Annotated in this window: 17 protein-coding genes; 10 read left to right on the forward strand and 7 right to left on the reverse strand. The window is 53.9% G+C overall.

Annotation, left to right across the window (positions count from 1 at the left end; translation table 11 throughout):
• The first annotated feature begins 1 nt into the window (after nucleotide 1).
• The 7 genes from fliM to rcsA all read left to right on the forward strand — a co-directional run bounded on the left by fliM (nucleotide 2) and on the right by rcsA (nucleotide 4,518).
• The gene (fliM, locus tag B3511_RS12270; protein WP_040074966.1) at nucleotides 2–1,006 is read left to right on the forward strand and encodes a flagellar motor switch protein FliM; all 1,005 of its coding nucleotides are present in this window, start codon (nucleotides 2–4) and stop codon (nucleotides 1,004–1,006) included.
• A complete protein-coding gene (gene fliN, locus B3511_RS12275) occupies nucleotides 1,003–1,416 on the forward strand; it encodes a flagellar motor switch protein FliN (protein ID WP_040074965.1) in 414 nt (137 codons plus the stop codon). The genes fliM and fliN overlap by 4 nt, the downstream gene beginning before the upstream one ends.
• Before the next feature lies 1 nt (nucleotide 1,417).
• Entirely contained in the window at nucleotides 1,418–1,792 is a 375-nt protein-coding gene (gene fliO / locus B3511_RS12280) for a flagellar biosynthetic protein FliO (protein WP_040074964.1), read from the forward strand.
• On the forward strand, nucleotides 1,792–2,529 hold the full coding sequence (gene fliP / locus B3511_RS12285) for a flagellar type III secretion system pore protein FliP (RefSeq protein WP_040074963.1): 738 nt from the start codon (nucleotides 1,792–1,794) through the stop codon (nucleotides 2,527–2,529). The genes fliO and fliP overlap by 1 nt, the downstream gene beginning before the upstream one ends.
• 9 nt (nucleotides 2,530–2,538) lie before the next feature.
• Entirely contained in the window at nucleotides 2,539–2,808 is a 270-nt protein-coding gene (fliQ, locus tag B3511_RS12290) for a flagellar biosynthesis protein FliQ (RefSeq protein ID WP_040074962.1), read from the forward strand.
• Between the two features lie 8 nt (nucleotides 2,809–2,816).
• The gene (gene fliR, locus B3511_RS12295; RefSeq protein WP_286782559.1) at nucleotides 2,817–3,611 is read left to right on the forward strand and encodes a flagellar biosynthetic protein FliR; all 795 of its coding nucleotides are present in this window, start codon (nucleotides 2,817–2,819) and stop codon (nucleotides 3,609–3,611) included.
• 283 nt (nucleotides 3,612–3,894) lie between these two features.
• Nucleotides 3,895–4,518 (forward strand): transcriptional regulator RcsA, encoded by a 624-nt coding sequence (gene rcsA / locus B3511_RS12300; protein WP_046884848.1) that lies wholly within the window; start codon nucleotides 3,895–3,897, stop codon nucleotides 4,516–4,518.
• 78 nt (nucleotides 4,519–4,596) lie between these two features.
• Here the strand turns inward: rcsA and dsrB are convergent, their stop codons facing one another.
• A complete protein-coding gene (dsrB, locus tag B3511_RS12305) occupies nucleotides 4,597–4,785 on the reverse strand; it encodes a protein DsrB (protein ID WP_046884847.1) in 189 nt (62 codons plus the stop codon).
• Nucleotides 4,786–4,911: 126 nt separating this feature from the next.
• Here dsrB and yodD point away from each other — a divergent pair, with 126 nt between their 5' ends.
• Entirely contained in the window at nucleotides 4,912–5,139 is a 228-nt protein-coding gene (yodD, locus tag B3511_RS12310) for a YodD family peroxide/acid resistance protein (protein ID WP_040074957.1), read from the forward strand.
• A 298-nt stretch (nucleotides 5,140–5,437) separates the two neighbouring features.
• Complete coding sequence (locus tag B3511_RS12315; protein WP_286782561.1) at nucleotides 5,438–6,250, forward strand: mannosyl-3-phosphoglycerate phosphatase-related protein; 813 nt, start codon at nucleotides 5,438–5,440, stop codon at nucleotides 6,248–6,250.
• On the opposite strand, the gene dgcQ is transcribed toward B3511_RS12315, so the two are convergent.
• From dgcQ to B3511_RS12330, 3 genes are all read right to left on the reverse strand, one after another.
• Nucleotides 6,235–7,923, reverse strand: a complete 1,689-nt coding sequence (gene dgcQ / locus B3511_RS12320) for a cellulose biosynthesis regulator diguanylate cyclase DgcQ (RefSeq protein ID WP_286782563.1) — start codon at nucleotides 7,921–7,923, stop codon at nucleotides 6,235–6,237. The two genes, B3511_RS12315 and dgcQ, sit on opposite strands and share 16 nt — an antisense overlap.
• A gap of 116 nt (nucleotides 7,924–8,039) precedes the next feature.
• Nucleotides 8,040–8,222 (reverse strand): YodC family protein, encoded by a 183-nt coding sequence (locus tag B3511_RS12325; protein ID WP_040074953.1) that lies wholly within the window; start codon nucleotides 8,220–8,222, stop codon nucleotides 8,040–8,042.
• Between the two features lie 67 nt (nucleotides 8,223–8,289).
• Nucleotides 8,290–9,201, reverse strand: a complete 912-nt coding sequence (locus B3511_RS12330; protein ID WP_286782565.1) for a DUF808 domain-containing protein — start codon at nucleotides 9,199–9,201, stop codon at nucleotides 8,290–8,292.
• Nucleotides 9,202–9,379: 178 nt separating this feature from the next.
• Here B3511_RS12330 and yedA point away from each other — a divergent pair, with 178 nt between their 5' ends.
• Nucleotides 9,380–10,294 (forward strand): drug/metabolite exporter YedA, encoded by a 915-nt coding sequence (gene yedA, locus B3511_RS12335; protein ID WP_233802756.1) that lies wholly within the window; start codon nucleotides 9,380–9,382, stop codon nucleotides 10,292–10,294.
• On the opposite strand, the gene B3511_RS12340 is transcribed toward yedA, so the two are convergent.
• From B3511_RS12340 to B3511_RS12350, 3 genes are read right to left on the reverse strand one after another with little or no spacing between them, the layout of a single operon-like run.
• Nucleotides 10,254–10,757 carry a very short patch repair endonuclease gene (locus B3511_RS12340; RefSeq protein WP_286782568.1) on the reverse strand — a complete coding sequence of 168 codons (504 nt, stop codon included), beginning with the start codon at nucleotides 10,755–10,757 and terminating at the stop codon, nucleotides 10,254–10,256. The genes yedA and B3511_RS12340 overlap by 41 nt on opposite strands.
• Nucleotides 10,738–12,171 carry a DNA cytosine methyltransferase gene (locus tag B3511_RS12345; RefSeq protein ID WP_172657807.1) on the reverse strand — a complete coding sequence of 478 codons (1,434 nt, stop codon included), beginning with the start codon at nucleotides 12,169–12,171 and terminating at the stop codon, nucleotides 10,738–10,740. Before B3511_RS12345 ends, B3511_RS12340 begins: the two co-directional genes overlap by 20 nt.
• Before the next feature lie 50 nt (nucleotides 12,172–12,221).
• The gene (locus B3511_RS12350) at nucleotides 12,222–12,917 is read right to left on the reverse strand and encodes a phosphohydrolase (protein ID WP_286782570.1); all 696 of its coding nucleotides are present in this window, start codon (nucleotides 12,915–12,917) and stop codon (nucleotides 12,222–12,224) included.
• Nucleotides 12,918–13,326: the final 409 nt, after the last annotated feature.

The raw sequence follows: 13,326 nt of genomic DNA on the forward strand, positions 1-13,326 counted from the left end.
CATGGGCGATAGTATTCTTTCTCAGGCTGAAATCGATGCGCTGCTCAATGGCGACAGCGATAAGAGCGATGATCCAACGCCAGGGATAGCGGGTGAGAGCGATATTCGCCCCTATGACCCGAATACTCAGCGTCGCGTAGTACGTGAACGTCTGCAGGCGCTGGAGATTATTAACGAACGTTTTGCACGTCAGTTCCGTATGGGGCTCTTTAACCTGCTGCGTCGTAGCCCGGATATCACCGTTGGCGCGATCCGCATTCAGCCGTATCACGAGTTTGCCCGTAACCTGCCGGTGCCGACCAACCTCAACCTGATTCATCTGAAACCGCTGCGCGGTACAGGTCTGGTGGTCTTCTCGCCGAGCCTGGTGTTTATTGCGGTCGATAACCTCTTCGGCGGTGATGGGCGTTTTCCGACGAAGGTCGAAGGTCGTGAGTTCACCCATACGGAGCAGCGGGTCATTAACCGCATGCTGAAGCTGGCGCTTGAAGGCTACAGCGATGCCTGGAAGGCGATTCACCCGCTGGAAGTGGAGTATGTGCGTTCGGAGATGCAGGTGAAATTCACCAACATCACCACCTCGCCTAACGATATCGTCGTGAATACCCCGTTCCATGTGGAGATCGGCAACCTGACCGGCGAGTTCAATATCTGTCTGCCGTTTAGCATGATTGAGCCGTTGCGCGAAGTGCTGGTCAACCCGCCGCTGGAAAACTCTCGTCATGAAGACCAGAACTGGCGTGAGAACCTGGTGCGTCAGGTGCAGCACTCACAGCTGGAGCTGGTGGCGAATTTTGCTGATATCTCAATGCGGTTATCCCAGATTCTGAAATTACAACCCGGCGATGTTCTGCCGATAGAAAAGCCCGATCGCATCATTGCCCATGTGGATGGCGTACCCGTCCTGACCAGCCAGTACGGCACAATCAACGGTCAATACGCGTTACGAGTAGAGCACTTGATCAACCCGATTTTGAATTCGCTGAATGAGGAACAGCCCAAATGAGTGATATGAACAATCCGTCCGATGAAAACAGCGGAGATATGGACGATCTGTGGGCTGAGGCGTTAAGCGAACAAAAAGCACCGGCCAGCAAAAGCGCGGCGGATGCGGTATTCCAGCAACTGGGCGGCGGCGATGTTAGCGGCACCCTGCAGGATATCGATCTGATTATGGATATCCCGGTCAAGCTGACCGTTGAGCTGGGCCGTACCCGCATGACCATCAAAGAGCTGCTGCGTCTGACGCAGGGTTCCGTCGTGGCGCTGGAAGGCCTTGCCGGTGAGCCGCTGGATATTCTGATCAACGGTTACCTGATAGCCCAGGGTGAAGTGGTGGTGGTTGCCGATAAATATGGCGTGCGTATCACCGACATCATTACCCCGTCTGAACGTATGCGTCGTTTGAGCCGTTAAGATGACGACCCAGGCCACCGTATCACAGCCCTCTGCAGTTCCAGGCTCGCCGCTGTTGCAGGTGAGCGGCGCGCTGCTGGGGATTATCGCGTTTATCCTCGTGGTGGCCTGGCTGGCAAAACGCGTGGGTCTGGCCGGTAAAAACGCCGGTGCACGTGGCCTGAAGCTCAGCGCCAGTACCTCGCTGGGTCCGCGCGAACGCGTGGTGATTGTTGAGGTTGAAGATGCCCGGCTGGTGCTGGGCGTTACGGCGTCAAACATCCAGGTTCTGCACAAATTGCCGCCTGCGCCCGTTTCCACCGACGCAGCCGCAGAAGTTCCGGCGGATTTCCAGTCCGTTATGAAGAGTTTGCTTAAGCGTTCCGGGAGATCCTGATGCGCCGTTTGTTATCCCTTACGCTTGCAGGCCTTGCGCTGTTTGCTCCTTCCGTATATGCCCAGTTGCCCGGTCTGATCTCCACCCCGATGGCAGGCGGCGGCCAGAGCTGGTCGCTACCGGTACAGACGCTGGTTTTCATCACCTCGCTGACCTTTATTCCGGCTATTTTGCTGATGATGACCAGCTTCACGCGCATCATCATCGTTTTTGGTTTACTGCGTAACGCCCTCGGCACCCCGTCGGCACCACCCAACCAGGTGCTGCTGGGGCTGGCGCTTTTCCTGACCTTTTTCATTATGTCGCCGGTCATCGACAAGATTTATACCGACGCGTATCAGCCCTTCAGCGAAGAGAAAATCTCCATGCAGGAAGCGCTGGATAAAGGCGCCCAGCCACTGCGTGAGTTTATGCTGCGTCAGACCCGTGAAGCGGATCTGGCTCTCTTTGCGCGTCTGGCTAACGCCGGCCCAATACAGGGACCAGAAGCCGTCCCTATGCGCATCCTGTTGCCAGCCTACGTGACCAGTGAGCTGAAAACGGCTTTCCAGATCGGCTTTACCATTTTTATTCCGTTCCTGATTATCGACCTGGTGATCGCCAGCGTACTGATGGCTCTGGGTATGATGATGGTGCCTCCGGCGACCATTGCCCTGCCCTTCAAGCTAATGCTGTTCGTCCTGGTGGACGGCTGGCAGCTGCTGGTGGGCTCGCTGGCACAGAGTTTCTACAGTTAAGGGGCGGCCATGACACCCGAATCGGTAATGATGATGGGCACGGAGGCGATGAAGATTGCGCTTGCCGTTGCCGCCCCACTGCTGCTGGTGGCGCTGGTAACAGGTCTGATAATCAGTATCCTGCAGGCCGCTACCCAGATTAACGAAATGACCCTCTCCTTCATCCCGAAAATCATCGCTGTCTTCGTGGCGATGATTATCGCGGGTCCGTGGATGCTAAACCTGCTGCTCGATTACATGCGTAATCTCTTCAGCAACATTCCTTACATCATCGGCTAGCACAGGCGATGCTGCACTTTACCAGCGACCAGTGGATCCACTGGCTTAGTCTCTACTTCTGGCCGCTGCTGCGGGTGCTGGCGCTGATCTCAACGGCGCCTATTCTCAGTGAACGCTATATTCCAAAGCGGGTGAAGATTGGCCTCGGGTTTATGATTACGCTTATCATCGCCCCGTCGTTGCCCCCCGTAGAGGTGCCCATTTTTTCTGCCGGGGCGCTCTGGCTGGCGTTACAACAAATTCTGATTGGCGTGGCCATCGGCTTTACGATGCAGTTTGCCTTCGCTGCGGTGCGTACCGCAGGGGAAGTTATCGGGCTGCAGATGGGGCTCTCCTTCGCTACCTTCTTCGATCCCGGTAGCCATCTGAATATGCCGGTACTGGCCCGCATTATCGATATGCTGGCGATGCTGTTGTTCCTCACCTTTGACGGGCATCTGTGGCTCATCTCGATGCTGGTAGATACCTTCCATACGCTGCCAATCGGCGGCAACCCCGTTAACAGCAACGCCTTTATGGCGCTTACCCGCGCCGCCGGGATGATCTTCCTGAACGGTCTGATGCTGGCGCTGCCTATCATTACGCTGCTGCTCACCCTTAACCTGGCGCTGGGTTTACTCAACCGTATGGCACCACAGCTGTCAGTCTTTGTGATTGGTTTTCCGCTGACGCTGACGATTGGCATACTGCTTATTTCGCTGTTAATGCCGTTTATTGCGCCATTCTGCGAACACTTATTTAGTGAAATATTCAATCTCTTAGCCGATATAGTAAGCGAAATGCCAGCAAATACTAACCCGTAATTTTTATATTGTCTTTCTGAGGATATTCCTAAAATATTTTTAGAAAAACATCTTCCAGGATATATCTGGTGCGGTTTATTTGTTTTTATGCTCCTCACATTCCTCAACATTTACTTTACTTTGAGAAGATTCCTGGCAAATTATACGTAACTTTACGAGATAGTGAGTTCGCCTGAAAGTCCTTGTAATGCTCACAGGTTATTAGTTATTTCCATCCCGTATGGCTGTTTTGAGCTCTCAGGCTGGTGGTGAATTATCGTTACGCATTGAGTGAGGGTATGCCATGTCAACGATCATTATGGATTTATGCAGTTACACCCGGCTAGGGTTAACCGGGTACCTGGCTAGCAGAGGGGTAAAAAAGAGAGAAATCAACGACGTACACTCCGTTGACGAACTTGAAGCCGCTTGTGATGAATTGAAGCCAGGTGTGGTGTTTATTAATGAGGACTGTTTCATACACGATCCCGCTAACAGTCAGCAAATAAAGCAAATCATTAATCAGCATCCGAAAACTATGTTTATAGTTTTTATGGCGATAGCCAATATTCACTTCGACGAATATTTGCTGGTACGTCAGAATCTTCTTATAAGCTCGAAATCCATTAAGCCAGAATCTCTGGATGAACTTCTTGGCGATTATTTGAATAGAGCGATTAAGAATGTAGGAACAATTAATTTACCGACTTTATCATTAAGCCGTACTGAATCAAGTATGTTAAGAATGTGGATGGCGGGTCAGGGAACCATTCAGATATCTGACCAAATGAATATCAAAGCTAAAACGGTATCGTCACATAAGGGTAATATTAAAAGGAAGATTAAGACGCATAATAAGCAAGTGATCTATCATGTGGTACGTTTAACCGACAACGTGACCAACGGAATTTTCGTCAATATGCGTTAACCCTGTGCAATCTCTGGCTATGCCAGAGATTTTTATCTCTCCCCTTATCCGGGGCGGCCTCACTCCCCCGCGCAGCCTTTACTCATCGCGTTCAACAAAGATACCGTCGGGATGTCCCATCTCATTGAAGAACCAGATACCGAGCGGGTAATCCTCCAGCGAGACCAGATACATTGTCCCTTCATTAAAGGGTTCTACCGCCAGCACCACACCCGGGCGACGCGGCCCACCGTCCGTTTTTACCGTAACCCGATCGTTGACCTTCATACAATCCTCCTCTGGTTTTGAGCCAGTGTAGAACAAATTGCGTCTACTGGCAGTGCCCCTATGCACGATTGCCGCTTTTATCGGCAGTCTATACTTACGGATGAATGCTTAAACGAGGTATATAAAATGAAGACCGCCAAAGAGTACAGCGACACTGCCAAGCGAGAAGTGAATATCGACGTCGATGCCCTGCTCGCCGCTATTAACGAGATCAGCGAAAGTGAGGTTAGCCGCATTGAGGGCGAGCCGGCACGGGTGATGGTGGATGGACGGGACTACCACACTTACCATGAACTGGCTGAAGCGTTCGAACTGGATATTCACGATTTTAGCGTGACGGAAGTGAACAGATAAAGCTGAAAAAAATCCCGGTCATGGGGTGACCGGGATTAAACTTGCTCATGCAAGAAGCACTTGAAAATTCGTTACACCAGGAAATCTGATGTCGGGGATTACCTTATCTGCAAATAATTTGCATGACAAGGAAATATCCTCTATCTGAATAGATGGTCTAAGTAACCTACATTTTGGTTATAAGTGTCAGGGCGCATGGCCTCTGGGTTTGATGGTAACGATCCCAATTACGGTCTTACGCATTGCGAATTTTTTTAAGATAAATCTTACTAACGTAGCTATTTACCCGGGAGACGCTATGCCTTCACTTCAGGATCCCTTGCTGATTTTCTCCGATCTCGACGGCACTTTGCTGGATATTCACACCTACAGCTGGGCGCCTGCCGCCGACTGGCTTGAGAAGCTGCAAGAACATCAGATCCCGGTCATTCTGTGCAGCAGTAAGACCGCTGCTGAGATGCTGGCGATTCAGAGCGATCTGGGGTTGGATGGCCTGCCGTTTATTGCTGAAAACGGTGCGGTGATACAGCTGGACACACGCTGGGATGACCACCCTGACGCGCCAAGGTTAATTAACGGCGCTCCACACGAAGAGATCGTCAGCGTCATTAATCAACTGCGCGACCAGCAAGGATTCAAATTCACCAGTTTCGATGACGTTGAGGTCAAAGTCGTGGGTGAATGGACCGGCTTAACGCGGGAGAGAGCGACGCTGGCGCGCCTGCATGAGGCCTCAGTGACTCTGATTTGGCGCGACAGCGATGAGCGGATGGCGGCATTTAGCGAGGCGCTGCACGCGGTGGGATTAAAGTTAGTCCAGGGAGCCCGCTTCTGGCACATCCTGGATGCCCGTGGTGGAAAAGATCAGGCCCTGCGCTGGCTGGCCGAACAGTACCGTTTGCGCGAAGGGGTCGCCCCCGTCACGCTGGGCCTGGGCGATGGCCCGAACGATGCTCCGCTTCTCGACAGCGTGGATTACGCGGTGGTGGTGAAAGGGATCAACCGACTTGGCGTCCCTCTGCAAAAAGATAGCCCTGAGCGGGTTTATCACACCCGTCAGGAGGGGCCGGAGGGCTGGCGCGAAGGACTGGATCACTACTTCTCGTCCTGACTGATCACCCGGTTACGCCCGCGCTGTTTCGCCTGATAGAGCCGGGCATCGGCAATGGATTGCAGTTGTTCAAATTCGTAATTGCCTTTTTCTCCGGCGCAGCTCACCCCAATCGAGATGCTAATACGTACCGTCTGACTCTTTTGCACCAGAATCTCCCGGCGGTTAACCCGCGCCCGGATCCGTTCAGCCACCTGAGATGCCTGCGCAAGCGTAGTATTGGGTAATACCACGCAAAACTCTTCGCCCCCTACCCGGCCGGCCACGTCACTCTCCCGGAGCGTGCTGACAATCAACCCTGCGGTATGGATCAGCACTTTGTCGCCGGCCTGATGCCCGTAGCGGTCGTTAATACTTTTGAAATGGTCGAGATCCATCTGGATCACCGAGAAGGGCTGATTCTGTCTCTGACAGCCGGCGGCCAGCGTTTTCGCCTGCTCAAAGAGGGCGCCCCGGTTATGCAGACGGGTCAGGGGATCATGCCACGCCTGCCACTGCAAGGTGTGTTGCAGGCTGTACATATTGCTCACCATACGGCGAATTACCAGCCATGATCCCACCAGCATGGTCGTAAATAATAGCCAGAGAAGCGCCAGTACCACCGAGATACGGCCAAAATCTCCCTGCAAACCTTCGTCCAGCCGATGCACGCGCAGCAGTACACCATCGAAATGATTCAGGCGATGCCAGCTCAGGTAACGACTCCCCAGTCGCACGCCCCCTACGTTGTCGTGCTCTAGCGCGAAGGCAAGCTGCGCCCGCTCCCGTTCATCAAACTGACTGATTCTCTCTGCCTGCTTTCCGGATGAGACGAGCAAAGTTAACTGATTATCGTAAAGCTGGTATTCACCATCTTCGTAACCGTCCAGCGCTTCGCCTAGCATCTGCCCGACAGCCGTCACGGTAAAATCGATCGCCAGAACGCCATACCAGTACTGCTGATGATCGACAGGCACACTGACGGTAACCGTCTGTTCATCGCCGGACCAGGATTGCGCGGGGCGGGTGAACCAGCGTACGCCACGGCTGCTGTTACTGGATTGCGATTGCTGCGTAAACCAGGGGCTGGTCACCAGATGATAGTAACGGGACGGGATTGCACCTCCCCAGTCGGCATTATTACTGGAGACATAAAACCCGGCGCGGGAGACATACATGATTCGCCTGGCAAGCTTTGCCAGCGGCGAGGTGATTCGCATCAGATACCCCACCTCGAAAGCCGCCCTCAGCTCGTCAGCAATAAGCATCTTATCGCGACGCAGACTGACTGTTTGCATCACAAACGCATCGGAAACACCGTTAAGCGGCAGCGTCCGATGTTCATCGAAAGTGAGTTGCCATGAAGGCTGAGCGCTGATGTCCGAAAAGCGCGCCACGCTCTGACGCAGCAAACCTGAGATCAGCGGCGTATGCAGCGCGTCGTACATTCCATTACGGAAGAAAAGGAGTTTATCGACGCTGTATTCCAGTTGCCTGTCGAGCGAGTTAGCCACCGTTTCCAGATGGTTACGTTGGCTGGAGATGTAGGCATCTTCCAGCACCACCACTTCACGCCAGGTAAGGAGTGTGGAGAAGATCAGGACGGTAACAAAACAGAGTGTCACAATCCGGCCAGGATGTAGACGCTGACGTAAGAAAAACGGGGGTTTTCTTACCCTATTCTCATGCTGCACACACTCTCCATGATAACGATCTTACGGCAACGCGCTGTCGGCGGTTTCGCGAGACTTCGCGCTTATCAGCGATTATAGCGTACGAAAACGCCCGGCATAGCCGGGCGTTGCGTGACCTAAGCCTGATCCTGGCTGCGGTAGCCGTCACCATGCTGGAGTTCGTCTTCACGAAATGCCTCCCGCTTGATGCCATAACCATCATACCAACGACACTCCACCATGCCGCTGGAATAGCCGGTCACGACCATACGCGGACCGCCGCTTTTAGGCTTAACTTCATCGCTGACCAGAAAGACCATAACTGCCTCCTTTATCAGTGCGAAACTGTTTCAATTTAGTCGAGGAATGGCGTTTCTGCGCTCTTTTTTAGTGCGCGCTACCTCGCATTTTGCCAATGCCCTTCACCAGCGCAACGACAACCGCCCCGATAATGAAGCCCAGCACCAGGTTTAATAACGTCGGCAGGATGGCCGCCATCACGCTACCCTGCGCCTCGGCAAAATGGAGAATGGCATGATGCAGCGGCGCGATGCCATGAACAACGATGCCGCCCCCAACCAAAAACATGGCCAGCGTGCCGATGACTGAGAGCGATTTCATCAGCCAGGGCGCAATGAACAGCAGGGCTTTTCCGAGCCACTGCGCCAGCGCTGCGCGTCTCTCTGCCAGCCAGTAGCCCATATCATCAAGTTTAACGATGATACCAACCAGACCATAGACGCCAATCGTTACCAGTACGGCGATACCGGAGAGCACCAGCACCTGATTCAGCAGCGGCGCGTCGGCAACAATACCCAGCGTAATCGCCACGATCTCGGCCGAGAGAATGAAATCGGTGCGCACCGCCCCTTTCACTTTATCGCGCTCAAAGGCCTTAGGGTCGGCGGCGGCCAGCGCTTCCAGACGCTGCTGACGCGCCGCCGGGCTCTCTTTCTCTTTACGCGACTCGAAGGTATGCAGCACTTTCTCTACCCCTTCGAAGCAGAGAAACGCGCCACCAATCATCAGAAGAGGGGTAATAGCCCAGGGAATAAAGGCACTGATCAGCAGTGCCAGCGGTACCAGAATCACCTTATTGAGAAGGGAACCCTTCGCCACGCTCCACACTACCGGCAGTTCACGATTGGCGCGCACGCCGGTGACCTGCTGCGCATTTAACGAGAGGTCGTCCCCCAGAACCCCGGCCGTCTTTTTCGCGGCCAGTTTACCCATCACGGAGATATCATCCAGCAAGGTGGCTATGTCATCCAGTAAAGTTAATAAGCTACTTCCCGCCACAATGAACATCCTTCTTTTATTGTTAAAAACCTAAATAGTATGGAGTAAAACCGGCAAGCCTGAAACCACCACGCCTCGTCAACAAATAATTCACATCACCTACACAATTAAAGCGCTCGCCAGCGTGATAGTTTTAACGTTAACTATACGCGACCTTTTTATTTCGCCGTGAGGGAGTATGCGTATCAGGCACTTGTTACCGCTTATTGGCGCGTTATTTGCGCTTTATATCATCTGGGGTTCCACCTATTTCGTGATCCGTATTGGCGTAGAGAGCTGGCCGCCACTGCTGATGGCCGGGGTTCGCTTCCTCTCGGCGGGTCTCTTGTTACTGGCCTTCTTATTTCTGCGTGGACACAGACTGCCGCCGCGCCGTCAGCTGCTGAATGCAGCCTTGATTGGCGTGTTATTGCTGGCGGTGGGCAACGGATTTGTCACCGTGGCGGAACACCAAAATGTGCCGTCGGGCATTGCCGCCGTGGTGGTGGCGACCGTACCGCTCTTTACGCTCTGTTTCAGCCGGCTGTTTGGCATCAAAACGCGCAAGCTGGAGTGGCTGGGAATTGGCATCGGGCTGGCGGGCATTATTCTGCTGAACAGCGGCGGTAACCTGAGCGGTAATCCCTGGGGGGCGCTGCTGATTCTGATCGGTTCCATGAGCTGGGCATTCGGCTCGGTCTATGGCTCACGTGTCGAACTCCCGTCCGGCATGATGGCCGGTGCAATCGAGATGGTGACGGCGGGGATAGTATTGCTTGTCGCGTCTCTGCTTTCCGGGGAGAAACTGACGGCCCTCCCCGACCTGTCGGGCTTCCTGGCGGTGGGATATCTCGCTATCTTCGGCTCAGTGATTGCGATTAATGCTTATATGTTCCTGATCCGCAATGTCTCACCCGCCGTGGCAACCAGCTATGCCTACGTAAACCCGGTGGTTGCAGTGCTGTTGGGGACCGGTCTTGGCGGCGAAACGCTCTCCTCCGTTGAGTGGATAGCGTTGGGCATTATCCTCATGGCCGTGGTACTGGTCACGTTGGGGAAATACCTGATCCCCGCTAAGCCGGTGGTTGCGCCGTGTCCGGCGGAAAAACCCTGAGCGGGCGAATGCCCTGAGTGTCGATCTGCGCGTTTGTCCCTTCTGCGCAGATCCACTCTTCCAGCCGCGCGTTAAGAGCGGCATCGGTTAACTTCATTTTGCCCCGCAGCGCACATTCCCATACCACGAGTACCCGCCAGCCTTGCTGGTCGAGCAACCCTAAATCGCGTCTGTCACGCGTCACGTTCTTACCAATTTTCTCCAGCCAGAAGTCGGTGCGCGTTGCCGGGACTTTAAACAGATAGCAGTTGTGGTGATGCCAGAAACAGCCGTGCGTAAAGATTACGCAGCGCCACTCATCCAGCACAAAATCGGGTCGACCGGGTAGCGAACTGTCCTGCACGCGGAAAGCAAATCCCGCCTGCGTGAGAAGCCCGGCCAGCCGCTTTTCGATTGCGGTATCACGCGTGCCAATGGCACGCATGTTTTTACTGCGGGTCGCCTTATTGTGGACATCCGTCATTGACGGCCTCATGAGTGCGATGTTGTGCCGCCTGCAATATGCGTGATTTTAAAAGCCTGGCCACAGCGGCAAAGGCAGGCACCACCACCGAATTTCCGAATTGCCGGTAGGCCTGGGTATCCGAAACCGGGATCCGGAAGCGGTAACCCTGCGGCGTTTCAAACCCCATCAGGCGCGCGCATTCGCGTGGCGTAAGGCGACGCGGACGATGACGCTGATTGTCAGGATCGTCAAAATCTTTCTCACCCAGGGCTTTATCCCAGCCCCGGTCAATCAGGATTTCGGCGCCGTCTTTGTAGTAACGCGCAGAGAGGGTGCGCGCCACACTATGGGGGTTGGTGGGATCTACCATGCCAAATCCAAAACCATTCCCTTTCGCCTGATGTTTTTTCGCATAGCGATACAGGTACTTCCACAGGACCGGGGTAAGAATGAATTTGGCATCGACGACCGGCTCCAGCAGCTCGGCAATGGTCGGACGATGTTGCGGATAATGCGCGGGCAAGTCACGCAGGGTAAAGTCGCCACGCAGGTTGAGATCGCGCCGGAACCCCACCAGCACGATGCGCTCACGATGCTGCGGCAGGAAATGTTTGCCATCGATAATTTTCGGATCGTCCGGGCCGCTCTCATCGGCATCTGAGACGTCATAACCCAGCTCATCAAGGGTTTGCATAATGATGCGGAAGGTCTTGCCGCCATCATGGCTTTTCAGATTTTTGACGTTCTCCAGCACAAAGATGGCCGGCCGGCGTGCGTCAATAATGCGCGCCACGTCAAAAAACAGCGTGCCCTGAGTATCGCAAGCAAAACCGTGTGCCCGACCGAGCGCGTTCTTTTTTGATACCCCGGCAAGGGAAAAGGGCTGGCATGGAAAGCCGGCCAGCAGCACATCATGCTGGGGGATCACGCTGCGAATATGGTCCGCAGCCTCCTGGTCCGTAACCCCTTCGTGATGGCTCAGGGTTACCTCACGAATATCCTCGTTAAAGGTGTGCGCATCAGGATCGCAGTACCAGTTGGCTTTATAGGTGCGTACCGCATGTTTGTTCCATTCGCTGGTAAAGACGCACTGCCCACCAATGGCCTCAAAGCCGTGGCGAATACCGCCGATACCGGCGAACAGATCGATAAAGCGGAAGGCCGGTCGGCTCTGCGTAGCTGGCGGACGAGGCAACAGACTGTGTAAAAAAGTAAATTCGCGATCGCTCAGGCGCTGCCCTGCCCGGTCGCTGATCAACAGGCGTTTAACAATAGCCGGGCTCCAGTGCCCCTCTCCCTGACCATTCAGAAGCGTTGCCAGGGTTCTGGCATCATAAATGTCCAGCAGCTGGCGTAACAGCGTCTGAACGGACGCGGTGGATTTTTCTGCCAGCAAAAAGGCGGAGTTCGTCACTGATAAATTTTCCTGCATACATTTAACCAGGCCTGGGAGAGAGCTGAAGAGAGTACCACATAACCGCCTTACAGCGTTGCGCGGAAACGCTGTAGCACCGTCTCGTCAACCCCGAGGCAATCGCCAGCTAACTCAGCACTCAATTTGGCCATAAACTGGATTAAAAAATCGGCATTATGGCGCGCCAGCGCTTGTCCGGCGGCAGTTTGCATGGTTTCGGGCAGGCGTAACAGCTTTGTCTGGAAATGGTCCAGGGCGTATGCCCGGTCATTCAACGCTCGGCGATCGGCGAAAGGGTCCCCGGCATCAAAAAGTGCCACGCCCAGGGCACCGGAAACGGCAAACACCCGCGCCAGGCCGATCGCCCCTAATGCCTCTAGCCGGTCAGCATCCTGAACGATTTTCGCCTCCAGCGTCCGGGGCGTAATGGCTGCGCTAAAGCTGTGCGCTTCGATCGCATGCTGAACCGCCGGATAGTGCGTGCCGGGAAAATCTGCAAAATAGTCGCGCAGAATGTCCAGCGTGCGTTCGGCCGCTAATACTGACGAGCGGCTACGCTGCGGGTGGTTTTTGGGAAGGCTCACGATGTCATGAAAATAACAGGCGGTAAGAATGACCAGCGGCTCGACCGGCTGGTTAGCCATCAGCCGCTGGGCAGTATGCCAGACGCGGCGAAAATGGGAGATATCATGTGCTGCATCATCGCTGGCGTGATGTTCCGCCAGCCACTGTTCAAAATGTTGCTGCCACTGGGCAAGTTCCATAGCCGTTTCCACAAGACTGAAACGGGTACATTAGCAATTAATCAACGCGCTGACACGCTCATCAAAGCGTTGCCACAGGCGATGCTGTCGCAATTTGCAAAGTCGAGTTTTCAGACCTTTTCGCATGACCGCCTGAGTACACCGCGGCGCCAGCCGTTACTTTTTGGGTTAATGTCATAAAATATTCCTAAAAGTTAATTTTATTCTGGCGATCGATTTTAAATAAGTAAACGCTATGCAATTATTATCCCGTTTATGCTTTTTATCGTTTAGCGCTCTCATGCCATTCATTCCTATCCGTTATGCCCAATAGCCACATTGGGCTTTTTTTTTCCACTCCCCCCCTTTTAGCCCCATAAGCGATCCAAAACCATCATCAGTAACAATCAACTTAACCAACACATAACTC

Source organism: Leclercia sp. UBA1284 (assembly GCF_002308415.1).
In the GTDB taxonomy this organism is placed as follows: domain Bacteria; phylum Pseudomonadota; class Gammaproteobacteria; order Enterobacterales; family Enterobacteriaceae; genus Enterobacter; species Enterobacter pneumoniae.

Excerpts from the sequence above, each read along its gene's own strand:
- yodD (WP_040074957.1), top strand. The coding sequence starts at position 4,912 with ATGAAGACCGCCAAAGAGTACAGCGACACTGCCAAGCGAGAAGTGAAT.
- fliP (WP_040074963.1), top strand. The coding sequence starts at position 1,792 with ATGCGCCGTTTGTTATCCCTTACGCTTGCAGGCCTTGCGCTGTTTGCT.
- dsrB (WP_046884847.1), bottom strand. The coding sequence starts at position 4,785 with ATGAAGGTCAACGATCGGGTTACGGTAAAAACGGACGGTGGGCCGCGT.
- rcsA (WP_046884848.1), top strand. The coding sequence starts at position 3,895 with ATGTCAACGATCATTATGGATTTATGCAGTTACACCCGGCTAGGGTTA.
- fliN (WP_040074965.1), top strand. The coding sequence starts at position 1,003 with ATGAGTGATATGAACAATCCGTCCGATGAAAACAGCGGAGATATGGAC.
- fliO (WP_040074964.1), top strand. The coding sequence starts at position 1,418 with ATGACGACCCAGGCCACCGTATCACAGCCCTCTGCAGTTCCAGGCTCG.
- B3511_RS12340 (WP_286782568.1), bottom strand. The coding sequence starts at position 10,757 with ATGACGGATGTCCACAATAAGGCGACCCGCAGTAAAAACATGCGTGCC.
- B3511_RS12350 (WP_286782570.1), bottom strand. The coding sequence starts at position 12,917 with ATGGAACTTGCCCAGTGGCAGCAACATTTTGAACAGTGGCTGGCGGAA.
- B3511_RS12315 (WP_286782561.1), top strand. The coding sequence starts at position 5,438 with ATGCCTTCACTTCAGGATCCCTTGCTGATTTTCTCCGATCTCGACGGC.
- B3511_RS12325 (WP_040074953.1), bottom strand. The coding sequence starts at position 8,222 with ATGGTCTTTCTGGTCAGCGATGAAGTTAAGCCTAAAAGCGGCGGTCCG.
- fliM (WP_040074966.1), top strand. The coding sequence starts at position 2 with ATGGGCGATAGTATTCTTTCTCAGGCTGAAATCGATGCGCTGCTCAAT.
- yedA (WP_233802756.1), top strand. The coding sequence starts at position 9,380 with ATGCGTATCAGGCACTTGTTACCGCTTATTGGCGCGTTATTTGCGCTT.
- fliQ (WP_040074962.1), top strand. The coding sequence starts at position 2,539 with ATGACACCCGAATCGGTAATGATGATGGGCACGGAGGCGATGAAGATT.
- B3511_RS12345 (WP_172657807.1), bottom strand. The coding sequence starts at position 12,171 with ATGCAGGAAAATTTATCAGTGACGAACTCCGCCTTTTTGCTGGCAGAA.
- fliR (WP_286782559.1), top strand. The coding sequence starts at position 2,817 with ATGCTGCACTTTACCAGCGACCAGTGGATCCACTGGCTTAGTCTCTAC.